The organism is Streptomyces sp. DSM 118878 (genome assembly GCF_052936595.1).
In genome coordinates, this window is the sequence record NZ_CP193622.1 from 5,789,900 (window position 1) to 5,812,205 (window position 22,306).

The window sequence follows — 22,306 nt, forward strand, 5'->3', positions numbered from 1 at the left end:
GTGCGACGGGCCTCGCGGGTGCCGGTTCGGGCGGCCGCGGGGCCCTCCCTGTTGCCCGTGAGGCGATCACTTAGGCTGCAACCGGCGAGCCTCCGAGCGTAGTTGAGTGCTCGATGCGGCGCGCCGTTCCGTTGGGGCGAGGGTGATCGGGAGGGGCGGGCTGTGGGCGTGGCGATCCGTAGGGCCGGGGAGGGGGACCGGGCCGATGTGGTGCGGCTGCTCGACGAGGCGTTCATGGGGGACCCGGTGAGCAGGTGGGTCTTTCCCGGCGAGGAGCACCGCCGGCGCAGGCATGGCGCGCTGATGGGCGCCTTCTTCGACCTGGCCATCGCCGAGGGGTACATCGACGTCACCGAGGACGGCGCCGCCGCGGCCCTGTGGTGGTCCGTCCCCGCGGACGGCCCAGCCGACGACGACGGACAGGGCGAGCGGGACGGGCGGGACGGGGAGAGTGAGCAGGGTGGGCAGGACGGGCCCGCGTTGCTGCGGCAGGCCGTCGACCCGGAGAACGAGCGGGTCGAGCTGATAGGCCGGTTGACGGACGCCTCCCACCCGACTGACCGGGCCCACCAGTACCTCCACATGATCGCCGTGCGGCCGGACCGGCAGGGCGAGGGGCTCGGCACGGCCCTCGTCGCCGCCGTCCTCGAACGGTGCGACAGGGAGGGCGAACACGCCTACCTGGAGGCGAGCAACGCCCGAAGCCGTGAGCTGTACGAACGCCTCGGGTTCGCCTTCACGGGGACGCCGCTCGACCTGCCCGACGGGCCGAGGATGTGGCCGATGTGGCGTGAACCGCGGGACGCGGGGGCCTCGGCGTAGGAGGCGGTCCCGACGAGGACGGGAAACTGGCCAGGAGGCGTCGCCGCGGGGCTGCCCAGTGGCGTCCGGCGGGAATAGGCTGCGCGTATGGGCAGCGAAGGTCCGCGATCAGGCCCCGGCCAAGACCAAGACCAGGGTCAAGGTGAAGGTCAAGACCAAGGCCAGGGCGAAGGCCCGCAGGATGAGCCGGTGTGCAAGGCCTGCGGATGTCCGGTCGGCACGACGATCCGGCGGCGCAAGGTGCTCGGGGTGTTCGTCCCGGTATGGGGCCCCGGGCCGTGCCGCAACGCGCGATGCGAGGCCTGTGTGACCGACGAGGACGGTGACCGCCCCGGCGGCCGGGCGGCGGGCAGACGCGGTCGGTCACGTCACCGCAAGCGCTGATTTCGAGGCCTGCCCGTCTCCGGCCCCCGGGGCGGGGTGGGTGTGGCCTGACCCGAGGCGCCCTCAAGGCTGACGCGGCCTTGATGCCAGTACCCCCGTACTCCCCAACTGCCGCGCGCGGTAAGGTCCGTCGGTTGATCGACGGCGCGGTGCCACTGGGGGAGGGGTACGGGTACGTGAAGAGGCGGCGGGGTGGGCTCGTTCTGGCGGGTCTGGTGCTGATGGGGGTGGCGTCGGCGGGGTGCGGGTTCGGCTCGTCGGCGGAGGACGACGCTCCCGGGTACGCGCGCGAGCCCGGTGTGCCCAGGGTCCGGAGCGAGAAGGACTTTCCCGCGTTGCCGCTGGACCGCTACCAGTTCAGCCGCCGTGACTACGACCGTATCGAAGAGGCGCAGGCGCGGGTCACCCAGCGGTGCATGCGGTCCTACGGTTTCGACGACTTCCCGCTGCACCCCGGCCGGGTCGAGATGGCGGCCCCGTTGCTCTCGGTGGTGGTTTCCGTGTCTCCGTACGGGATGCTCGACCTCGGCCAGGCCCGGCGTTGGGGTTATGGCTTCGACCCGGAGAGCATCGAGGCGGCGTCGGACGGCCGTGGTCCCAAGGGGCGGGTGCCGACGGACCGGGAGGACAGCGTGCTGCACGGCACCGGTGTGCGGGACGGGCGCGCCGAAGTGGTGCGGGGCCGCGCGGTCCCCGAGGGCGGCTGTGCCGCGCTGGGGCAGCGGCGGGTCATGGGGGACGAGAAGGCGGCACGGCTGCGCGCCTCCGTCTCCGGACGCGTCGAGAAGCTGGACAAGGCCGTGGCCAAGGACGAGCGGGTGCGCAGGGCCTTCCGGGACTGGTCGCGCTGCGTGCGGGGCAAGGGCTTCGAGCGGTACGAGAGCCCGACGCACGCCTTCCACGACAAGGCGTGGCGCAAGGGCCGCGAGGACGGCAACACGGCACGTACGGAGAAGGAGCTCGGCACGGCCGTCGCCGACATCGAGTGCAACCGCGAGCTGAACACGGCCGGCGTGTGGTGGACGGTCAGCGACGAGAAGCAGCGGGCGGACCTCCGCGCCGACAAGGCCCGGTACGAGGCAGTACGGGCAGACCTTGACCGGGTACGGGCCACCGTCCGCAAGGAGCTCGACTAGCGCTGCCTGCGGTGGCACTGGCCGGGCGGTGGCACGCGCCCTCCGCGGCGCTCGGCCCGTGGTGATAGACACGTGGGATGACGATCTCCGATCGGGCGTTCGACGCCGTGCTGAGTGACCTTGATGGCGTGATCCGTTTCTACGACATGGCGGACCTCGAACAGCAGGAGGCCGCGGCAGGGCTGCCGCCGGGCAGCACCGCCGCGGTCGGCTTCGCGCCCGAGAACGACCTGCCGTTGATGCGCGGGGAGATCACCAAGGAGCTGTGGGTCGAGTCGATCGCCCGCGGGCTGGCCGACCGCGTGCCGCTGGAGCGCGGCCGCGAGCTGGGGAACGTGCTGGCCGAGACCAAGTTCCGCGCCGACGACACGGTGGTCGGGCTGCTCCGCGGGGCCCGCGCGGCCGGGCTGCCGGTGGTGCTCGTGACCAACGCGACGCCATGGCTGGCCGAGGACCTCGCGCTGCTCGGCCTCACCGGCCCGGACGGGCTCTTCGACGCCGTGCTCAGCAGCGCGGACCTCGGCGTCACCAAGCCGGACCCCCGCATATACGAGGCGGCGGCACGGCGGGCGGGTGTCGCCCCCGGCCGCTGCCTGTTCGTGGACGACCGCCAGGAGAACGTGGACGCGGCGGTGGCCCTGGGCATGCGGGGGCTCCTGTACCGCACCCCTTCCGACCTGGAAGCGGCGCTGGCCTCAGCCGGCTGAGCCGTGCTCCGCGTGATCCTCCAGTACGGCGTCCAGGTGCCGTAGCGCCGCCGTCACCCGCTGCGGAACCGCGAAGAACGGGTCGTCCGGCACCGGCAGTGACCCGGCGAGCGCGAGGCCGCGGGCCCGCGCCCAGGTGGCGTCGTCCATGCCGACCGCCGCCCGGAACGCGCCCCGCGCCGTCGCGGGCAGGAACATCCACATCGGGATGAGGTCGCAGGCGGGATCGCCCACGGCCAGCGTCCCGAAGTCGATGACCGCGTGGAGCCGCCCGTCGACGGCGAGGAGGTTGCCGGTGGCGAGGTCCCCGTGCAGCCAGACGGGGTCGCGGTGCCAAGCGGGCGCCGCGAGCGCCGCCTCCCACACGGCCGTCACCGCCTCCGTGTCGACGATGCCGTCCAGCTTCGCGATCTTGGCGCGGACGAGGGAGTCGGCCGCGAGCGAGTCGCACTCGGTGCCCACGCGCTCGCCGCGGAAGGCGTTGCTCAGCTCGGGCGCGGGGCCGCCGGCGGCGTCGATCCGCTGCAACGCCGCGATGAACTCGGCCAGTTGTCCGGCAGCGGCCACCGGGTCGGCCAGCCCTTCCGTGGTCGCGGCCTCCCCGTCCAGCCAGCGGTAGACCGACCACGGGAAGGGGTAGCCCTGCCCAGGGCCGCCCCGCGCGACCGGCGTGGACACGGTGAGCGGCAGATGCGGGGCGAGCCGCGGCAGCCACCGCTGCTCGCGCTCGACCTGGCCGGTCCACCGGGCGTAGCGCGGCAGCCGTACGGAGAGGTCGTCGCCGAGCCGGAACGTGGCGTTGTCCATGCCCGACAGCGGCACCGGTGCCACGGGCAGGTCGGCCCACCGCGGGAACTGCTCGGCCACCAATCGGCGTACGAGGTCGGCATCGATCTCGTCGAACTCATCGGTCTCGTCGGCTTTGTTGGCCTTGGTGGTCTTCATACGAAACTCCTTACTGTGGCTCGCACAGGAACGCGACGGGAGAATGTGACAGATGGATCAGAACCGTTCGGAACAGGCCGCCCTGGCAGCCGCGTTCGAGGAGCACAGGCCCCGTCTCAACGCGGTCGCGTACCGCATGCTGGGCTCGCTCGGGGAGTCGGAGGACGCGGTCCAGGAGGCGTGGTTCAGGCTGAGCCGTTCCGACGCGGCGGAGGTGCGGAACCTCGGCGGCTGGCTCACCACCGTGGTCGGCCGGGTCTGTCTCGACCTGCTGCGCTCCCGGCAGTCCCGCCGTGAGGACTCCTTGGACGTCTCCCTGGAGACCCATGTGCCCGACCCCGTCCTGAGCCGCCTGGACGCGGTCGACCCCGAGCAGGAGGTGCTGCTCGCCGACTCCGTGGGCCTCGCCCTTCTCGTCGTGCTCGACACCCTCGCGCCCGCCGAGCGCCTCGCGTTCGTACTGCACGACATGTTCGCCGTGCCGTTCGAGGACATCGCGCCCGTGGTCGAGCGCTCGGCCGCCGCGACCCGGCAGCTCGCGAGCCGGGCCCGCCGCCGCGTGCAGGGCTCCGCCCCGGCCCCGGAGACCGATGTCGCCAAGCAGCGCGAGGTCGTCGAGGCCTGGATGGCGGCCACCAAGGCGGGCGACTTCGACGCGCTGCTCACGCTTCTCGACCCCGACGTCGTGCTCCGCGCGGACAGCGGCGGTCTCGCCTCCGGCCTGTCGAAGCTGGTGCGGGGCGCGGCGACGGTGGCGGGGCAGGCGGCGATGTTCGCGCAGCTCGCCGACGTCCAGGTCATGGTGCTGGTCAACGGCCTGCCCGGCCTCATCGCGGCGCCCGGCGGCACGTTGTTCTCGGTCGGCGCCTTCACGGTCGTGGACGGCAGGATCACCGAGATCAACATCATCGCCGACCCGGAGCGCCTCCAGGGCTTGGACGCGGAGGCGCTGCTGGCCTGACCGCGCGGGCCCGGGGACCGGGGCCCGGCCCCCGGTCCCGGAGGGAGGCAGCGGCCGGTCAGCCATGGCCGCCGCAGCCTTCCCGGCCTCCCCCGTTCGTTCTGCGCACCACCCGGAGCAGGTACTCCTTGCGGTGCAGCGGGTCGTCGTCCGTCCGTGCGCGGGTCGGGACGGTGCCGCGCACCGGCTCGTAGTGGTCGAAGGCGGACTCCAGCTCGCCCTCGCCGCGCGTGAGCCCGGGCAACTGCTGCTCCAGGGCGTGCACCTGGTTCGCGGGGATGTCTCCCTCCAGACGGTACGAGTCCTTGCTCGTCGTCGGTGTGTGCGGCACGGCCCGCAGCCGCGACAGGACCGGCAGCACCGCCCCGAAGGTGTCGGCGGGCAGGTCGAGCCTGAAGCGGTGCATCGGCTCATGCACCGCCGTGCCCGCCCGGCGCAGCGCGTCCATCAGGACCAGCGGCGTCAGGTGCCGGAAGTCTCCCGCAGTGCTCGACATGCTCTTGTCGAACGTGCCGTGCGAGTGGCTCTGCCGCGGCCAGTACCCGGAGTGCGTCATCGTGACCGTGCAGTCGGGGATCCGCCAGCCGTACAGCCCCTGGCCCAGCGTCTCCCGGACCGTCTCCTCGACCGCGCGGAAGAACGCGTACGGCATCGAACCGAGCTCCACGCCGAGCCGGAACTCCACACCGGCCCCGACCGGCGCGGGCCCCACCCGCAGCCCGACCGTGGCGAGGAACGGGTTCGGGTCCTTGTCGATGATCTCGAACGCCTCGCCCGTGCCGACGATCCGCTCCACGCAGATCGTCGTCGTCTCGCGGAAAGTGACGTCCAGGCCGAAGTCCGCGGCGAGGGTCGCCTGGATGACCTCCTTCTGGACCTCGCCGTAGAGCGAGACGGACACCTCCTGCCGTACGTCGTCCTGCCGCAGGTCGATCAGCGGGTCCTGCTCGGCGAGCTGCGTGAGGGCCACGTGCAGGGCGCCCCGGTCGCCGGTCCTGACCGGGGCGACGACCGTCTCCAGGGTCGGCGGCGCGAAGAACCGCCCCCCGGCCCCCGCTCCCGCGGGCGGTACGCCGATCACGTCACCGATCCGCACGTCACCGAGGCCCCACAGCTTGCCGATGCGGCCCGCCGGGACCCGTGCGCCGCGTTCGTCGGCGCCGTGCTCGAAGACGCTGACGGCGGTGACCTTGCCCTCCCTGACGTCCGTACCGTCGCCCGCCGCGATGTCGAGGCGGTCACGTGTGCGGACCGTGCCCGAGAACACGCGTACGTACGCGATCTTCTCCCCGGCCGTGCCGCGCTCGACCTTGAACACGCTGCCGGAGAGCGGAGCTTCGGCGTCCCCCGCGTCGGAGGGCAGGAACTCCGCGATGCCGGCCGCCAGTTCGCCGACGCCGACGCCTGTCATGGCGGAGCCGAAGTAGACGGGGTGCACGAGGGCGCGCCGGGTCTGCCGGGCCAGTTCGCGGCGCAGCCGCCCGTACGTGAGGGTGGCCGGGTTCTCCACGTACGCGGTGAGCAGTTCGTCGTCGTGTCCGGCGAGCAGTTCGGCCAGGCCCGGGGCCGCCGTGGTGAACGGGGTGAAGCGCGCCTCGCGTGTGCCGAGTGCTTCGACCGTGCCCATCGGGGTGATGTCGGGGGTGAGCCGCCGGGCGATGTGTTCGAGGACGCCTTCGTGGCGGGCACCGGTGCGGTCGGCCTTGTTCACGAAGATGAGCGTGGGGATGCGCAGGCGCCGCAGGGTGCGCAGCAGTACGCGGGTCTGCGCCTGGACGCCCTCCACGGCGGAGATGACGAGCACGGCACCGTCGAGCACGCTCAGGACCCGCTCCACCTCGGCGATGAAGTCAGGGTGCCCGGGGGTGTCGATCAGGTTGACCGTGACGTCGTCGTCGCCCGTGCCTCCGGGAGCGCCGATGGCGAAGGAGACGACCGCGGACTTGATCGTGATGCCGCGCTGTCGCTCCAGGGCGAGCGAGTCGGTGAGGGTGCTGCCGTCGTCGACGCGGCCGACCTCGTCGATGACGCCCGCGCTGTGCAGGAGCCGCTCGGTGAGGCTGGTCTTGCCGGCGTCGATGTGGGCGAGGATGCCGAGGTTCAGGTATCTCGCGCCCGGCCTGGTGTCAGGGCTTGCGTGCGGGTTCAGGTTCGAAGCAGGTGAATGCGATTGCACGTACCGTCATGTCCTTGGAAGAGGGGTTATTTCCTTCTGAGCGGGACATGCACGAACGCCGCATTTCTTCTCCTTGGTGGGCCGCGCGGGAGTGCGCGCGGGCCGCGAGTGACGGGTGCCGGCTGCTCGCCGACTCCGCCAGTGCAGCAGGCCGCCGCCGCGCGCGGCAACCGATTAAGTCCGGGCGTCAGGCACAGGCAGTGCCCGTGCCCACCGCTTCGACCCCGCGGCGCCGGGCCCACCACAGCACCAGCACCGCGTAACCGAAGATCATCACGGTGTCCACGCAGACCGCCGCCGCGTCCATGTCAGCGGCCGTCTCGTCGCTGGAGAGCGCTCCGGCGATGGCGGCCGAAAGGCCCATGGCGATCAGGTTGTTGATCACGTGGAGCCCGATGGCCGCCTCAAGGCCACCCGTACGCACTGTCAGCACGCCCGCGACCAGCGCGAACACCACCAGGTCCGCGAAGCCCCACGGTGTGCCCCAGCCGTGGGCCGCCGCGAACAGCGGTGCTTGGGGCAGGATGGCCAGCCACGGCGAGCGGCACCAGGCGCCGACCGCCTGGGTGAGCCAGCCCCGGAACACGTACTCCTCGGCCGCGCTCTGGAACGGAACGAGCACGCAGACCATCGCGAGCCCGAGCAGGAAGTCGGGGAGCCCGGCCCACACCATCTCGTCCGTGCCGTCGCCCGACGATTCGGGGAGCAGCAGCATGGTCCCGATCGACGCGGCGACCAGCGGCACCGCGAGGAGCAGGCAGCGCACCAGCCAGTCCCAGCGCAGCCGTCCGACCACCGACGAGACCGTCCCCGCCGGACGCCCCTGGGACCAGCGGGCGGCGAGGAACACCACCGGGAGCAGCAGCGCCAGGGTGAGCAGGCCCTGTCCCGTCTCCCCGATGCCGCCCCAGACGTGGAACCCGTCCTTGCCCACGGGCCTGTCGAGGGCCGAGCCCGCGATCTCCGCGCCGAGCAGCACGAGGAGCGAGGCGGCGACCGCGCCACCGAGCACCACGGCGGTCCCGGCCACCGGCCGCCACCAGCGGTGCGTGCCGGTGGCCAGGGCGAGACGGTGGTAGGGGAGCGGCGGCGGTACGTACGGGGGGCGGGGCTCGTAGGGGTACGGAACGGGGGGCGGGCCCCAGGGGTCCGACGGTGAGGCGGGGGAGTGGGGGGATTGGGGGGAACGGGGGGAGTAGGGGGAGTGCGGGGACGTCATGCGTCAAGGATTCCGGCGGTCCCGCGGCCTCGCGTCGGCCGCTCGTACGATCATCGCCTCCTCCCTGGGGCATACGCGTGGACCGGTATCCCTCGTGACGGGGGCGGGGCCGCGGCCGGGGGCGGGGGCCACGGGCGGCGAGCCCCTGCCGGGGCGGTCTCGGCTCGGCCGCCGAGCCCCTGCCAGGGCGGTCTCCGCTCGGCCGCCGCCTGGCCACGCTTTCCGTACGATCGGGCCACTATGGAGGTGACCGGGCCACCATGGGGGCCCCTCTCTCCCCCCTCCCTCTCTCCCCTCTCCCCTGAAGGAGCCGCACCATCAGCACCACCGACAACTCAGGCAACTCAGGCAACTCAGGCAACTCAGGGCCCGGCGCCCGGACCATCCGTGTTCTGGTCGTCGATGACCAAGCCGTCGTCCGGGCGGGGTTCGCCGCGGTCGTCGACGCCGAGCCGGATCTCGATGTGGTCGGGGAGGCCGCGGACGGGGTCGACGCCGTGCGTCTGGCGGCCGAGCTGAACCCGGACGTGGTCCTCATGGACATCCGCATGCCGGGGATGGACGGCCTCACGGCCACCCGGCTGCTCACCGACGGGCCCGAGCCCGTACCGCGCGTCCTCGTCCTGACCACCTTCGACCAGGACGCCTACGTGCACGACGCCCTGCGCGCCGGGGCCTCCGGGTTCCTGCTCAAGGACGCTCTGCCGCAGGAACTCCTCGCCGGTATCCGCGTCGTCGCCTCCGGCGAGGCGATGCTCGCGCCCACCGTCACGCGCCGCCTGATCGACGCCTTCGCCGGCACGGCGCCCGCCCCGGACCCCGCTCTCGTGGAGGCCCTCACGCCCCGCGAGGGCGAGGTGCTGGCCCTCGTCGCCGCCGGGCACACCAACGCGGAGATCGGCGAGGCGCTCGGCGTGACCACCGGCACGGTGAAGTCGCATGTCAACGCGGTGCTCGGAAAGTTGGGCCTGCGCGACCGCGTACAGGCGACGATCCTCGCGTACGACCTGGGCCTCGCACGCCCCCGCGGAGCGGCAGGCTAGTCGGGACGGAACACGGGGGCCCGTCCGCGGGGCGGAACGCCGAAGGGGCCCGCCCCTGGCACAGTGGACGGGCCCCTTCGGGGAAAAGCCTGGTTCAGGCCTTCTTGGTCTCCCAGAAGATCTTGTCGATCTGGGCGATGTAGTCCAGCGCCTTCTGGCCCGTGGCCGGGTCCTTCGACGCCTTGGCGGCCGAGAGGGCCTTCAGGGTGTCGTTGACCAGCTGGTGCAGCTCCGGGTACTTCTCGAAGTGCGGGGGCTTGAAGTAGTCGCTCCAGAGCACCGAGACGTGGTGCTTGGCGAGCTCGGCACGCTGCTCCTTGATGACCGTGGCGCGCGCCTGGTAGTGCGCGTCGTCGTTGGCGGCCATCTTCTCCTGCACGGCCTTGACCGACTCGGCCTCGATCCGGGCCTGGGCGGGATCGTACACGCCGCAGGGCAGGTCGCAGTGTGCGCTGACCTTTACCGTGGGGGCAAACAGGCGGGAAAGCATGGAGCGGTCCTCCTCGTGATCGTCTTCTCAGGTGGGACATTACTCCGTGAGAGACCGGATTTCGCGAGTGCCCCCATGGGCTTAGGACAAAAGTCCAGGGTCAGACTGGGACTGGTGGACGATGGGACCGGGGAGGTGCCGGCGATGCCGGAGCTGTCGCAGGAGACCGAGGGCGGAAGGGCCGCGCTGCCATGGGGCGCGGCCGAGGTGACGGGCCCCTCCATGGTGCCCACACTGCTCCACGGGGACCGGCTGCTCGTCCGGTGGGGCGCACGCGTCCGCCCGGGTGACGTGGTGATCCTGCGCCATCCGTTCCAGCAGGACCTGCTGGTCGTCAAGCGGGCCAAGGAGCGCCGTGACGGCGGCTGGTGGGTGCTCGGCGACAACACGTTCGCGGGCGGCGACAGCACCGACTACGGCGTGGTCCCCGAGGACCTCGTTCTCGGGAAGGTGTGGTTCCGCTACCGCCCGCCCACGCCGGGACGCCGCTCACCGCTCGCGCTGGCGCGCTGGACGGTCTCGGCCGTACGTCCTGTGCTCGCCGAGCGCTCGGTCTCCAGGCGCTTGCGGGCGCGGTAGGCGGCGACGTTGGCGCGGGTCGCGCAGCGGTCCGAGCAGTAGCGCCGGGAGCGGTTGGTGGACGTGTCGAGGTAGGCGTTGCGGCACGGAGCCGCCTCGCACAGGCCCAGGCGCTCCACGCCGTGCTCGGTGAGGTGGAAGGCGAGGCCCATCGCGGCGATGGCCGCGTACCCGGCGGTGGCGTTCGAGGGGTGGTCGGCCAGGTGCATGTGCCACAGCGGGCGCCCGTTGTCGTCCCGGTGGTCGTGCCCCGAGATCTGCGGGCTCACCGGGAACTCCAGGAGCAGTGAGTTCAGCAGGTCGACCGCGAGCGTCTCGTCGTCGCCGTCCGCAGCCTCGAACACCGCGCGCAGCCGCGCCCGGACCGACCGGAAGCGCGTGACGTCGGCGTCCGTCGCGCGGCGGGCCATCTGCGTGCTGGGCCCGAACAGCTCCCTGATCACCTCGACGGAGGTCAGCGTGTCCTTGTTGCGGCCCGGCTCCTCGCTGTTGACCAGGCGTACGGCGTAGTCCGAGTAATAGGCCAGTTCCACTTGTAGTCCTTACGAGGGCGGTCTATGGTCGACTCATCGGCAAGTAATAGCCGTCTGCGGTACCAGGGTATTACGGAGTGGAGGGGTTTCGATGACGGAGACGGGTACGGGGACCGGGCTCGGCACCGACTGGCGCGCCTGGCAGGACAGCTGGGACCGGCAGCAGCAGTGGTACCTGCCCGACCGCGAGGAGCGTTTCACGATCATGCTCGACATGGTCGAGGCCGTGGTCGGAACCGCACCGCGCGTACTCGACCTCGCGTGCGGTACCGGAAGTATTACGGACCGGCTGCTCAAGAGGTTCCCCGAAGCCACCAGTGTCGGCGTCGACCTGGACCCCGCGCTGCTGGCCATCGCCGAGGGCACGTTCGCCGGGGACGACCGGGTCACCTTCGTCACCGCGGACCTCAAGGACCCGGACTGGGCCGCCGCGCTCCCGCACGACAGCTACGACGCCGTGCTCACCGCGACCGCCCTGCACTGGCTCTTCAGCGAACCGCTCGCCGCCCTCTACGGCCAGGTCGCGGGGCTCGTGCGCGACGGCGGCGTCTTCATGAATGCCGACCACATGCCCGACCCGGCCACCCCGCGCCTGAACGCCGCGGAGGGCGCCTTCCGCCACCGGCAGATGGAGCGCGCCAAGGCCGAGGGCGTCCTGGACTGGAAGGAGTGGTGGCGGCTCGCCGCGCAGGACCCGGTCCTCGCCGAGCCCACCGCCAAGCGGTTCGAGATCTACGGGGAGCACGCCGACGGCGACATGCCCTCTGCCGAGTGGCACGTGCGGACGCTGCGTGAGGCCGGCTTCGCGGAGGCCCGCCCGGTCTGGGCCTCGCCCGCGGACGCGGTGGTCCTGGGGCTGAAGTAACGAAAGAAGCGGGGGCGTCCGAAGGGACGCCCCCGCGAGGGGCAGGGGAACCGCGCGCCCGGCCGCAGCGAACCCGCAGCGATCCCGCAGCGAACCCGCACCGAACCCGCACCGGAAAGTGACCGGAAAGCGACCGGAAGAGTGAACCGAGCACTGCCCCGCGCCGGAAAGGCGAGCCGAGCACTGCCCCGCGCCGGAAAGGCGAGCCGAGCACTGCCCCGCACCGGAAGAGTGAACCGAGCACTGCCCCGCGCCGGAAAGGCGAACCGAGCACTGCCCCGCCGAGCGGAGCGCTAAAGCACCTTCGACAGGAACGACTGCGTCCGCTCCTGGCGCGGGTTGGTGAGCACGTCGCGCGGGTGGCCCGACTCGACCACCACGCCCTCGTCCATGAAGACGAGGCTGTCGCCGACCTCGCGCGCGAAGCCCATCTCGTGCGTGACGACGACCATCGTCATGCCGGACTCCGCGAGGTCGCGCATCACGTCGAGCACGTCACCGACCAGCTCGGGGTCGAGCGCCGACGTCGGCTCGTCGAACAGCATCAGCTTCGGGTCCATCGCGAGCGCCCGCGCGATCGCGACGCGCTGCTGCTGGCCGCCGGAGAGCTGCGAGGGGTAGTTGCCCGCCTTGTCGGCGAGGCCCACGCGCTCCAGAAGCTGTCCGGCGCGCTCCCGGGCCTCGGCCTTGGCGACGCCCTTGACCTGGACCGGCGCCTCCATGACGTTCTCCAGGGCCGTCATGTGCGGGAAGAGGTTGAAGCGCTGGAAGACCATGCCGATGTCGCGGCGCTTGAGGGCGACTTCGCTGTCCTTGAGCTCGTACAGCTTGTCCCCCTTCTGCCGGTAGCCGACCAGTTCCCCGTCGACGTACAGCCGCCCGGCGTTGATCTTCTCCAGGTGGTTGATGCAGCGCAGGAACGTCGACTTGCCGGAGCCCGAGGGGCCGATGAGGCAGAAGACCTCGCCCGTCTTGACCTCCAGGTCGATGCCCTTGAGCACTTCTACGCTGCCGAACGACTTGTGGACGTTCTCGGCCTTCACCATGGCGGTCATGCGGTGCCTCCCCGCGGGCTGTTGAGGGACAGCATGTTGGCCTTGATCTTCTGCCATGGAGTGCTCGGCAGGGAGCGCGACGAACCGCGCGCGTAGTAACGCTCCAGGTAGAACTGCCCGATGCTGAGGACCGACGTCATGATCAGGTACCAGCAGGCGGCGAGCAGCAGCGTCTCGACCGTCGCGCCCGACGAGGTGCCGATGTCCTGGGCGTACTTGAGGAGCTCGTAGTACTGGACGGCGGCGACCAGCGACGTCGTCTTCAGCATGTTGATGAACTCGTTGCCCGTCGGGGGCACGACGACGCGCATCGCCTGCGGCAGGACCACGCGGCGCAACGTCTTGTTGTGGCTCATGCCGAGCGCGTGCGACGCCTCGGTCTGGCCCTCGTCGACCGAGAGCAGGCCGGCGCGGCAGATCTCCGCCATGTACGCGGCCTCGTTGAGGCCGAGGCCGAGCAGCGCCGTCAGGAACGGCGTCATGAAGTCCGACCACTCGTCCTTGTAGACGGGGCCGAGGTTCACGTAGTCGAAGACGAAGCCGAGGTTGAACCAGACGAAGAGCTGGACCAGGACCGGCGTACCGCGGAAGAACCAGATGTAGAACCAGGCGATCGACGAGGTCACCGGGTTCTTCGACAGGCGCATCACGGAGAGGATGACGCCGCCGACGACGCCGATGAGCATCGAGAGGAACGTCAGGATCAGCGTCTCGCGGACACCCGTGAGGATGCGGTCGTCGAAGAAGTTGTCGGGGATCGCGCCCCAGCTGATGTCGCCCTGCGAGAAGGCGTAGACGATGGAGGCGAGGACGCCGATGGCGAGGACCGCGGCGACGTAGCGGCCGAAGTGCCGGACCGGGATGGCCTTGATGGCCTCCGCCGGTCGTGCCTTCGGGACGTCGTCCCCCGGGCCCTTCTTGGAGATGTCGGTGGTCACGTCAGTGGCCTTTCAGCGACTAGGAGACGTCGGTCGTCGGTCACTTGCCGCCGTTGACGGTGGCTTCCTCGACCGCGCCGTCCTTCACGCCCCACTTCGCGATGATCTTGCCGTACTCGCCGTTCTTGATGATCGCGTCGAGCGCGGCCTTGATCGCGTCGCGCAGCTCGGGGTTCTTCTTGGAGACCGCGATGCCGTACGGGGCCGCCTCGACCTGCTCGCCGACCAGCTCGAAGTCCTTGCCGCCGCCCGAGGTCTTCACCGCGTACGCGGCCACCGGGAAGTCCGAGGAGCCGGCGTCGGCGCCGCCGGAGCGCAGCCGGGCCTGGGCCTGCTGGTCGTTGTCGAACTGCTCGATCGAGATCTTCTTGCCGCCCCCGCACTTCTTCGACTCGGCCTTGGCCAGGTCGTGCGAGACGGTGCCGCGCTGGACGACGATCTTCTTGCCGCAGAGGTCCGCCCAGGTCTTGATCCCCTGGTCGTCGCCCTTCTTGGTGTAGATCGAGACGCCGGCCGTGAAGTAGTCGACGAAGTCGACGCCGGTGCCGACCTTCTTGCCGGTGTCCTCGTCGACGCCTTCCTGACGGTTCTTGGTGTCCGTCATGGCCGACATGGCGATCTGGTAGCGCTTGGAGCGCAGGCCGCCGAGGAGGGTGTCGAAGGTGCCGTTCTCGAACTCGAACTCCACGCCGAGCTGCTTGCCCAGCGCCTTGCCCAGGTCCGGGTCGATGCCGACGGTGTTGCCGGACTTGTCCTTGAACTCGACCGGCGGGTAGGCGATGTCCGACCCGACCTTGATCACGCCCTTGTCGCGTATGTCCTTGGGGAGCTTGTCGGCGAGCGGGGCGTCGCTGGCCGATTCGCCGCTCTTGTCCTTGGTCTGGTCGCCACAGCCGGACAGCAGCAGCGTGCCGGCGACCGCGATCGCGCCGACCGCCGCGATCCGGGACTTCGCGGACTTCGCTGCGGTCTTACGACAAATGGAGCCTGCGGTCATGGTGGGTCCTCCGGCGGATGAGGGAGCTGCCGATGAGTCGTGCACACACCTTCGGGTGTCGCGACCTCGTGTGATGACGGCATCTTGCCATTCGGACCGTCCGATTCTGGGTGCCCGTGATGTCAAAATCGGATAACGGGAAGAATCCGAATCCCAACAGGCCGGTGCAGTGCGGGTGAAAAGGTTCCGCAGCCAATCCGTGCCAACCGGCCGATAGGCGCCGATAGGCAGCGAATCTCGCCATCTGGACCTCGCGTGAGCGCGATACGGTCAATTCGGGGCACCCGGCGTGACGCCTCCCGGATCCCGCGGTCCTCTTCGCCCGGCTGCAACCAATGTCACTCGCCCCTCCCTGCCGCTGTCGGGTAGAAAGAGTGGTTACACCCCTCATCCGGGGCTCAGGGCGCGTGTGCGGCGCGCCCGCGTGTCCGTACCTCCCTCCGCCGACAGGCGGAGAACGGACGCGGTGCCCGCCCGCTTCTCAACCAGGAGCGGACACCCTCAACGAATGATTAAGACTTAAGGGGTCAGAACAGTGGCAGCGGAGATCGTCAATCCTCGCAGCGACAGCAGTACGGATCACGAGGGCCCCGCGGATGCTGCGGAACCCTTCGATCCGGCGTTTGCGCTGCACCGCGGCGGCAAGATGGCCGTGCAGGCCACCGTGCCGGTCCGCGACAAGGACGACCTGTCCCTCGCGTACACGCCCGGCGTCGCGAAGGTGTGCAGCGCCATCGCGGAGCAGCCGGAGCTCGTCCACGACTACACGTGGAAGTCGAACGTGGTCGCCGTCGTGACCGACGGGACCGCCGTGCTCGGCCTCGGGGACATCGGTCCCGAGGCCTCCCTCCCCGTCATGGAGGGCAAGGCCATTCTCTTCAAGCAGTTCGGCGGCGTGGACGCGGTGCCGATCGCGCTCGCGACGACCGACGCCGACGAGATCGTCGACACCGTGGTGCGGCTCGCCCCGTCGTTCGGCGGCGTGAACCTGGAGGACATCTCGGCGCCCCGGTGCTTCGAGATCGAGCGCAAGCTCCAGGAGCGGCTCGACATCCCGGTCTTCCACGACGACCAGCACGGCACGGCCGTGGTGACGCTGGCCGCGCTGCGCAACGCGGCGAAGCTGACCGGGCGCACGCTCGGCGAGCTGCGCGCCGTGATCTCCGGGGCCGGTGCCGCCGGTGTCGCCATCGCCAAGTTCCTGCTGGAGGCGGGGCTCGGCGACGTGGCGGTCGCGGACCGCAAGGGCGTCGTGAGCCGGGACCGGGAGGACCTCACCCCGGTCAAGCGTGAGCTGGCCGAGCTCACCAACAAGGCCGGGCTCAGCGGCTCGCTGGAGTCCGCGCTCGCCGGCGCCGACGTGTTCATCGGCGTCTCGGGCGGCACCGTCCCCGAGGCGGCCGTCGCGTCCATGGCTCCCGAGGCCTTCGTCTTCGCCATGGCCAACCCGAACCCGGAGGTCCACCCCGACGTCGCGCACAAGTACGCGGCCGTGGTGGCGACCGGACGGTCGGACTACCCCAACCAGATCAACAACGTGCTCGCCTTCCCCGGCATCTTCGCCGGCGCCCTCCAGGTCCGTGCCTCGCGGATCACCGAGGGCATGAAGATCGCCGCCGCCGACGCCCTCGCGGCCGTCGTGGGTGACGAGCTCGCCGCGGATTACGTGATCCCGTCGCCGTTCGACGAGCGGGTCGCCCCGGCCGTGACCGCGGCCGTCGCCGCCACGGCCCGCGCGGAGGGCGTCGCCCGCCGCTGAGCGCCCGTCGCGCCGACCGCGCCCCCTGCCGTGCACGCCGCGGCGGGGGGCGCGGCGCGTGTCACAGTCGTACGAGGTTCCGCCGTGGCCCGGCGGCGGCCTAGGGTCGGCGGCATGTTCGCTGCCTATGCCGCCCGAATCGACCGTGACCAGCCGCTTTCAGGCCTGGAGTTGGGGGAGCGCCCGGCCCCCGACGCCCGCCCCGGCTGGTCGACCGTGAACGTCCGAGCCGCCTCCCTCAACCACCACGACCTGTGGTCGCTGCGCGGGGTCGGCCTCGGCGAGGAGAAGCTGCCGATGATCCTCGGCTGTGACGCCGCAGGGATCGACGAGGACGGCAACGAGGTCGTCCTGCACTCCGTCATCGGCCAGTCCGGGCACGGTGTCGGCCCGCGCGAGAGCCGCTCCATCCTGACGGAGAAGTACCAGGGGACGTTCGCCGAGCGGGTCGCCGTGCCCACCTGGAACGTGCTGCCCAAGCCCAAGGAGCTCTCCTTCGCGGAGGCGGCCTGTCTGCCGACCGCGTGGCTCACCGCGTACCGCATGCTCTTCACCAACGCCGGTGTACGGCCCGGTGACTCGGTCCTCGTGCAGGGCGCCGGCGGCGGTGTCGCCACGGCCGCGATCGTGCTCGGCAAGGCGGCGGGCCTCCGGGTCTTCGCCACGAGCCGGGACGAGGCCAAGCGGAAGCGGGCCCTGGAGCTGGGGGCGGTGGAGGCGGTCGAGTCCGGCGCGCGGCTGCCGGAGCGGGTGGACGCCGTGATCGAGACGGTCGGCGCGGCGACGTGGTCCCACTCGGTCAAGTCGCTGAAGCCCGGCGGCACGCTGGTCATCTCGGGGGCGACGAGCGGCGACCGGCCCGCGCACGCGGAACTCACCCGGATCTTCTTCCTGGAGCTGAAGGTCGTCGGCTCGACGATGGGCACCAAGGACGAACTGGAGGACCTCCTCGCGTTCTGCGCGGCCACGGGCGTGCGGCCCGTGATCGACGAGGTGCTGCCCCTCGACCGGGCGCGCGAGGGCTTCGAACGGCTCGCCTCCGGTGACCTCTTCGGCAAGATCGTGCTGGAGGTCTGAGGGCCGCCGCCGGTACGGCCGCCGATACCGCCGCCGGTACCGCCGCCAGTACCGTCTCCCGTCTCGTACCGTCTCCCGTCTCGTACCGTCTCCCGTCTCGTACCGTCTCCCGTATCGTCAACTATGGTTGACGACTGGTCGATGTCAATGTAAGTTGACATCCATGACCGAAGCAACGGATCTCGCCGAGCGCGCGGGCGATCGTGACCCCCGAGTCGGACTGCGGGCCGTGACCGCACTGCGGAAGCTGGTGGAGCAGTTGGAGGCCGTGCAGGTGCGCAGCGCGCGCATGCAGGGCTGGTCGTGGCAGGAGATCGCCACGGAGCTCGGAGTGAGCAGGCAGGCCGTGCACAAGAAGTACGGGAGGCAGTGATGTTCGAGCGATTCACCGAAGACGCCCGCGCCGTGGTGCTGGGCGCGACCGGACAGGCGGAACGGGCGGGGGCGGCGGCGGTGGACGACGGGCACATGCTCCTCGCCCTGCTCGCGCAGCCGGCCGAGGGGACCGGCAGCCGTGCCGCCTTCGCGCTGACGGCCCTGGGCGCCATGGACCGGCGGGAGTCGCTCGAAGCGGCCCTCGCCGAGGCGCGGCGCAGGGGCGGGCTCTCCCAGGCGGACACCGAGGCGCTCGCCGGGCTCGGCATCGACGTCGACGAGATCGTCTCCCGGGTCGAGGAGGCGCACGGGGCCGGGGTACTGGCCGGTGCGGGCTCCGGCAGGGGCGCCCGGCGGGGCAAGGGGCTGCGCGGCTGGGGCTGGTCGGGGCATCTGCCGTTCACGCGCGACGCCAAGGAGGTCCTCGTCAAGTCCCTCCGCGTCGCCACGGCCCGCCGTGACCGCTCCATCGGCGCCCACCACATCCTCCTCGCCCTCACGGTCCGCCCCGGCACGGTCTCCGAGGCCCTGGCGGAGCACGGGGTCACCTACGGAGAACTGGAGCGGGTGCTGTTCGCGGGGGATGACGGGACGTAGGCGGCCTTGCCCCCGGGGCGGGGGCGTGGCCGCCCCGGGGGGGGGGCTCGGTGGCCCGTGGCGTGGCGTGGTGTGGCGTCAGGGGCCGGGCGTTCGCAGGGCCGCTGCGATGTGTGCCGCCGCGGTGCTCAAGTGGCGGCGGGCATCGCGAAACTGCTCGCCCGTCACGCCGTGGTCCCGGGCCGTGTCGCGGATGTCGTCCCGGAAGCGGTCCAAGAGGCGGTCCAGGTCGCGGGCGGGGTCACCGGTCGAGTCCTCCTCGGCCCAGTCGGGGACGTAGCCGACGGGGACGTCCTCGGGAGCTGTACTGAACGTGGCCCCGGCCTTGGTCCCGGACCCCGCATCGGCGGCGCTCCCGGCGTCCCCCGGCTCGGCCGAGTCCCGCGTGCCGTCGGCATCCTTCGCCTCGGCGGATGAGCCGGATGAGTCGGATGAGCCGGATGAGCCGGATGAGCCGGACGTGCGGGAGCCCGGCCATGCGCCGAAGTCCTTGCCGAGATCCATGCCGAACTGGCCGAACTCCTTGGCCAGCTTCGTCAGGCCCTCCTCGACACCCGTCGGCCAGTCCTCGCGGGGATAGTGGCCCTCGATCTGCTCCCGGATGCGCCGGGCGATGCGCTGGACCTCTTCCTGGGCCAGGGTCCGCGCGCGCTCCTGGGCCTCCTTGGCCTCGCGGCGCGCCCGCTGGGCCTCGTCACGGGCCCGGCGGCTCTCGTCCTTGGCCCGCCGCGCCTGCTCCCTCCACTCCTGCTTGGCGCGCTTGAACTCCTCCTTGGCCTGGCGCCAGCCCTCCTTGTCGCCCCAAGCGGCGTCGAGGAACTCGGCCGGGTCGGGGAAGGCACCGGACCCCGCCCCGCCGGCCGTACGCGTCTCCTTGGCCGCCGCCCGCATCTCGCGGCGCAGATCGCCCGCCACGCCCTGGACGCCGTCACGGATCTCCGCGGCCAGCTCGGCGACCGAGTCGCGGATCTCCAGCTCCAGGTCGACCAGCTCACCGCTGCGCGATGCCAGCTCGGCGCGGCCCGCGTCCGTGATGGCGTACACCTTCCTGCCGCCCTCGGTGGTGTGCCTGACCAGGCCCTCGGCCTCCAGCTTCGCCAGGCGGGGGTAGACGGTGCCTGCCGAGGGTGCGTACAGCCCGTGGAAGCGCTCCTCCAGGAGGCGGATCACCTCGTAACCATGGCGCGGGGCCTCGTCCAGCAGCTTGAGCAGATACAGGCGCAGGCGGCCGTGGGCGAACACGGGAGGCATCTCAGAGCACCTTCTTGTCTGTCGGGCCAGTAGGGCCGGTCGGGCCTGTCTGGTCGTCGGCCGCGGCGGGGTCCAGCGGTTCGTCGTGCGGCTCAGGTCCGTGTGGCCCCGGGCCGTCCGCGTCCGTGCCGTGTGGCGCCTGGTCCTGTGGAGGCTCCCCGTACGGACCTTCTGCGTACGGACCTTCTCCGTAAGGATCTTCGTCCATGGGCGGCCTGCGCAAAAGCGCGACGGAACCGGAGACCGTGGCCGCCTTGAGCCGGCCGCTGCCCGTGCCCAGGCGGCCCGTGACGCGCTTGGCGCCCCACTGGCCGCTCACGCGCAGATCCTCGAAGGCGTTCGACACCGTGCCGCTCGTGGTGTCCACCTCCACCTCCGCGTCCGCGGGATGCGGCAGCCGGACCGCGATCTCACCCGTGACGTTGGTCAGGGCCACCTTCGGCGCCTCGCCCGCCGGGGCGAGGTCCACGATCATCGAGCCGCTCACCGAATCGGCCCGAACGGACGGCCCCGCGGCCTCGACCACGGTCAGGTCGCCCGAGACGGAGACGCACCGCAGCTCGCCGGTGACGCCCTGCGTCTCGATGCTCCCCGAGACCGTCTCGGCGTGGACCGGGCCGGAGAGACCTACCAGCGTCGTGCCGCCGGTGACGCCCCTGACTTCCGTACGCCCCTCGATGCCGGAGACCATGGTGGCCGCGCCGACCGCGCCCACCTCGACGCGCGTCCCGGCCGGCACGGCAAGGGTGACCGCCGCGCTGCGACGCCACCCCTTGAAGTCGAAGCGCTTGAGGAAGCCCTTCCACTGGAGGTCGTCATAGGCGACGGAGACCACGCCGTCCCGATGGCTCACCGTCAGGGGAGGACCCTCGATCTCGGACACCTCAAGGCGGGCGGAGTCCTCGCCCGTGCCCACCACGTTCACCGTGCCGTTGACGACGCGGACCCGGAGGGCGCTCACCGGGGCGTCGAACGTGAGCTTCTGCGGCTCGGCGACGGACCACTCAGGCATGGAGCTGCCTCCTCGACGGTTCGAACTCGACGCGCCATATCGCGTCTTCTGTCATTCACGATATATCGCGGTTCGGGGAAGTCAAGACATGTGAAGGGTCCTTCCGGCGTGACCTTCCCGTGACCTCCCCGCGGCCTTCGAGCGTGACCCCTTTCCGGGGTTTAAGAGCCGAATAGTCGGATCTGTCCTAGCGTAGGAACATGTCGTCCAAAGCCTCCGAGCGCACCGGGACCGCCGGTGCGCTGCTGCTCTGCCGGGCCGAACCCGACGCGGTCGGACCCATGGCCCAGTTGCTCCGCGAGCGGATGGTGCTCGCGCCCGCGGGCCGCGGCTGGAGCGTCCTGGTGCCCGAGGGGCGGCCGTGGCAGCGCGGCGAGGAGCCGGTCGACCGGGTGGTCACCGGCTGGGCCACGGCGCTCGCCGTGGGATCGAATTGGCCTGTGCTGGCCCTGTGGTGGGACACCGACCGCTCCGGCTACACCCTCGCCGCCGGATTCCGGCGCACCGTCGGCTACGAATGGCTGGCGAGCGGCACGGCGGTCGGGGAGGACGAGGCGATGCGGACGTTCGCCGCGCGGCTCGGCCTCGACCCCGTACTGGACGTGCAGTCCCTGTCCGCGCTGACCAGGCCGGACGCCGGAGCCGACGCGCGTGCCAGGATGCGGGGGCTGCTCGCCGTCCTCATCCGCACCGGTCTCGCGCTCCCGCCGGGGCTCGACCCCGGTGAACCGGCCGACCGGCTGCGGGAGGCGGCACGGGCCGGCCAGGGCGCGCGCCCGATCGAGTGGACCGGGTGGCGGGACGCGGTGCGGGCGGAGTTCGACGTGGTCGAGAGCGGGCCGCTCGGCCCCTGGATGCGAGGCCCCCGGGCGCGGACGCTGGCCGCGGCGCAGGTGGCCGTGGGCCTCCCGCTGGCGGCCTGGGCGGTGCGACGGCGCAGCGCGGGCTGGGCCACGGCCGCCGGGGTCCTGCTGGCGCAGGGCGCACTCGGCCTGGCGTACGACAGGATGCGGGCGCACGACGGGACGCGGCCGCACGGCTGAGGGAGCGCGCCGCAGAGCCGCCGGTCAGCGGCGCGCGGGGTTCCGCGAGCCCGTAGCTCCATAGCCCCGCCCGCCCCGCCCCGCCCCGCCCCGCCCCGCACGCGACGCCTACTCGTCCTCGTCGTCGTCCTCGTCGTCGAGTCGCGCCAGCCACGTCGCCAGGCGCTCGACCGGGACCTCGAAGTCGGGGTTGAGGTCCACGAAGGTGCGGAGCTGCTCGGCGAGCCACTCGAAGGTGACCTCCTCCTCGCCGCGCCGCTTCTCCAGTTCCTCGATGCCACGGTCGGTGAAGTACAAGGCGTTCTCCGTCAGGGGTGAATCAGGGGTGATCAGGGGTGTTCA

General features: G+C 71.6%; 23 protein-coding genes. 12 read left to right on the forward strand and 11 right to left on the reverse strand.

Annotated elements, in window-relative coordinates; genetic code table 11:
- Positions 1 to 162: 162 nt before the first annotated feature.
- The 3 genes from ACRAKF_RS25880 (at position 163) to ACRAKF_RS25890 (ending at position 3,049) form a co-directional block, all read left to right on the forward strand.
- Positions 163 to 822 (forward strand): GNAT family N-acetyltransferase, encoded by a 660-nt coding sequence (locus ACRAKF_RS25880; protein ID WP_447039933.1) that lies wholly within the window; start codon positions 163 to 165, stop codon positions 820 to 822.
- 560 nt (positions 823 to 1,382) lie between these two features.
- Positions 1,383 to 2,342: a hypothetical protein gene (locus tag ACRAKF_RS25885; protein ID WP_447039935.1), complete on the forward strand. Its 960-nt coding sequence runs from the start codon at positions 1,383 to 1,385 to the stop codon at positions 2,340 to 2,342.
- Positions 2,343 to 2,419: 77 nt separating this feature from the next.
- The gene (locus ACRAKF_RS25890; protein WP_447039936.1) at positions 2,420 to 3,049 is read left to right on the forward strand and encodes an HAD family hydrolase; all 630 of its coding nucleotides are present in this window, start codon (positions 2,420 to 2,422) and stop codon (positions 3,047 to 3,049) included.
- Here the strand turns inward: ACRAKF_RS25890 and ACRAKF_RS25895 are convergent.
- The gene (locus ACRAKF_RS25895; protein ID WP_447039937.1) at positions 3,038 to 3,994 is read right to left on the reverse strand and encodes an aminoglycoside phosphotransferase family protein; all 957 of its coding nucleotides are present in this window, start codon (positions 3,992 to 3,994) and stop codon (positions 3,038 to 3,040) included. The two genes, ACRAKF_RS25890 and ACRAKF_RS25895, sit on opposite strands and share 12 nt — an antisense overlap.
- A gap of 52 nt (positions 3,995 to 4,046) precedes the next feature.
- Between ACRAKF_RS25895 and sigJ the strand changes: the two genes are divergently transcribed.
- Positions 4,047 to 4,955: an RNA polymerase sigma factor SigJ gene (sigJ, locus tag ACRAKF_RS25900; protein WP_447039938.1), complete on the forward strand. Its 909-nt coding sequence runs from the start codon at positions 4,047 to 4,049 to the stop codon at positions 4,953 to 4,955.
- A 58-nt stretch (positions 4,956 to 5,013) separates the two neighbouring features.
- On the opposite strand, the gene ACRAKF_RS25905 is transcribed toward sigJ, so the two are convergent.
- Both ACRAKF_RS25905 and ACRAKF_RS25910 read right to left on the reverse strand, forming a co-directional pair.
- Entirely contained in the window at positions 5,014 to 7,059 is a 2,046-nt protein-coding gene (locus ACRAKF_RS25905) for a GTP-binding protein (RefSeq protein WP_447042172.1), read from the reverse strand.
- A gap of 259 nt (positions 7,060 to 7,318) precedes the next feature.
- The gene (locus ACRAKF_RS25910) at positions 7,319 to 8,350 is read right to left on the reverse strand and encodes a CPBP family intramembrane glutamic endopeptidase (protein ID WP_447039939.1); all 1,032 of its coding nucleotides are present in this window, start codon (positions 8,348 to 8,350) and stop codon (positions 7,319 to 7,321) included.
- Positions 8,351 to 8,733: 383 nt separating this feature from the next.
- On the opposite strand from ACRAKF_RS25910, the gene ACRAKF_RS25915 reads away from it, so the two are divergent.
- Complete coding sequence (locus ACRAKF_RS25915) at positions 8,734 to 9,393, forward strand: response regulator (RefSeq protein WP_447042174.1); 660 nt, start codon at positions 8,734 to 8,736, stop codon at positions 9,391 to 9,393.
- Positions 9,394 to 9,487: 94 nt separating this feature from the next.
- Here the strand turns inward: ACRAKF_RS25915 and sodN are convergent, their stop codons facing one another.
- Entirely contained in the window at positions 9,488 to 9,883 is a 396-nt protein-coding gene (sodN, locus tag ACRAKF_RS25920; protein WP_447039940.1) for a superoxide dismutase, Ni, read from the reverse strand.
- A gap of 144 nt (positions 9,884 to 10,027) precedes the next feature.
- On the opposite strand from sodN, the gene sodX reads away from it, so the two are divergent.
- The gene (gene sodX / locus ACRAKF_RS25925) at positions 10,028 to 10,462 is read left to right on the forward strand and encodes a nickel-type superoxide dismutase maturation protease (RefSeq protein WP_447042176.1); all 435 of its coding nucleotides are present in this window, start codon (positions 10,028 to 10,030) and stop codon (positions 10,460 to 10,462) included.
- Here the strand turns inward: sodX and ACRAKF_RS25930 are convergent.
- Positions 10,345 to 10,995 carry a CGNR zinc finger domain-containing protein gene (locus ACRAKF_RS25930; RefSeq protein WP_447039941.1) on the reverse strand — a complete coding sequence of 217 codons (651 nt, stop codon included), beginning with the start codon at positions 10,993 to 10,995 and terminating at the stop codon, positions 10,345 to 10,347. The genes sodX and ACRAKF_RS25930 overlap by 118 nt on opposite strands.
- Positions 10,996 to 11,086: 91 nt before the next feature.
- On the opposite strand from ACRAKF_RS25930, the gene ACRAKF_RS25935 reads away from it, so the two are divergent.
- Positions 11,087 to 11,860, forward strand: a complete 774-nt coding sequence (locus ACRAKF_RS25935) for a class I SAM-dependent methyltransferase (protein ID WP_447039942.1) — start codon at positions 11,087 to 11,089, stop codon at positions 11,858 to 11,860.
- A 293-nt stretch (positions 11,861 to 12,153) separates the two neighbouring features.
- Here ACRAKF_RS25935 and ACRAKF_RS25940 read toward each other — a convergent pair whose 3' ends face one another.
- From ACRAKF_RS25940 to ACRAKF_RS25950, 3 genes are read right to left on the reverse strand one after another with little or no spacing between them, the layout of a single operon-like run.
- Positions 12,154 to 12,915, reverse strand: coding sequence for an amino acid ABC transporter ATP-binding protein (locus ACRAKF_RS25940; protein WP_447039943.1), 762 nt, complete (start codon positions 12,913 to 12,915; stop codon positions 12,154 to 12,156).
- Positions 12,912 to 13,853, reverse strand: a complete 942-nt coding sequence (locus ACRAKF_RS25945) for an amino acid ABC transporter permease (RefSeq protein ID WP_447039944.1) — start codon at positions 13,851 to 13,853, stop codon at positions 12,912 to 12,914. The genes ACRAKF_RS25940 and ACRAKF_RS25945 overlap by 4 nt, the downstream gene beginning before the upstream one ends.
- A 40-nt stretch (positions 13,854 to 13,893) precedes the next feature.
- Positions 13,894 to 14,850 (reverse strand): ABC transporter substrate-binding protein, encoded by a 957-nt coding sequence (locus ACRAKF_RS25950; RefSeq protein WP_447039946.1) that lies wholly within the window; start codon positions 14,848 to 14,850, stop codon positions 13,894 to 13,896.
- 535 nt (positions 14,851 to 15,385) lie between these two features.
- Here ACRAKF_RS25950 and ACRAKF_RS25955 point away from each other — a divergent pair.
- The 4 genes from ACRAKF_RS25955 to ACRAKF_RS25970 all read left to right on the forward strand — a co-directional run bounded on the left by ACRAKF_RS25955 (position 15,386) and on the right by ACRAKF_RS25970 (position 18,658).
- Positions 15,386 to 16,609, forward strand: coding sequence for an NAD(P)-dependent malic enzyme (locus tag ACRAKF_RS25955; RefSeq protein WP_447039948.1), 1,224 nt, complete (start codon positions 15,386 to 15,388; stop codon positions 16,607 to 16,609).
- 114 nt (positions 16,610 to 16,723) lie between these two features.
- Positions 16,724 to 17,686, forward strand: coding sequence for a zinc-binding dehydrogenase (locus tag ACRAKF_RS25960; RefSeq protein WP_447039949.1), 963 nt, complete (start codon positions 16,724 to 16,726; stop codon positions 17,684 to 17,686).
- Positions 17,687 to 17,849: 163 nt separating this feature from the next.
- Complete coding sequence (locus ACRAKF_RS25965; protein ID WP_447039950.1) at positions 17,850 to 18,059, forward strand: helix-turn-helix domain-containing protein; 210 nt, start codon at positions 17,850 to 17,852, stop codon at positions 18,057 to 18,059.
- Entirely contained in the window at positions 18,059 to 18,658 is a 600-nt protein-coding gene (locus tag ACRAKF_RS25970; protein WP_447039951.1) for a Clp protease N-terminal domain-containing protein, read from the forward strand. The genes ACRAKF_RS25965 and ACRAKF_RS25970 overlap by 1 nt, the downstream gene beginning before the upstream one ends.
- A 78-nt stretch (positions 18,659 to 18,736) precedes the next feature.
- On the opposite strand, the gene ACRAKF_RS25975 is transcribed toward ACRAKF_RS25970, so the two are convergent.
- Together ACRAKF_RS25975 and ACRAKF_RS25980 are read right to left on the reverse strand one after the other, a co-directional pair.
- A complete protein-coding gene (locus ACRAKF_RS25975; RefSeq protein ID WP_447039952.1) occupies positions 18,737 to 19,909 on the reverse strand; it encodes a helix-turn-helix transcriptional regulator in 1,173 nt (390 codons plus the stop codon).
- A gap of 1 nt (position 19,910) precedes the next feature.
- On the reverse strand, positions 19,911 to 20,921 hold the full coding sequence (locus ACRAKF_RS25980; RefSeq protein WP_447039953.1) for a DUF4097 family beta strand repeat-containing protein: 1,011 nt from the start codon (positions 20,919 to 20,921) through the stop codon (positions 19,911 to 19,913).
- A gap of 200 nt (positions 20,922 to 21,121) precedes the next feature.
- Between ACRAKF_RS25980 and ACRAKF_RS25985 the strand changes: the two genes are divergently transcribed.
- Positions 21,122 to 21,964 carry a hypothetical protein gene (locus tag ACRAKF_RS25985; protein WP_447039955.1) on the forward strand — a complete coding sequence of 281 codons (843 nt, stop codon included), beginning with the start codon at positions 21,122 to 21,124 and terminating at the stop codon, positions 21,962 to 21,964.
- 108 nt (positions 21,965 to 22,072) lie between these two features.
- Here ACRAKF_RS25985 and ACRAKF_RS25990 read toward each other — a convergent pair whose 3' ends face one another.
- A complete protein-coding gene (locus tag ACRAKF_RS25990; RefSeq protein ID WP_351336564.1) occupies positions 22,073 to 22,261 on the reverse strand; it encodes a DUF6104 family protein in 189 nt (62 codons plus the stop codon).
- Positions 22,262 to 22,306 lie beyond the last annotated feature (45 nt).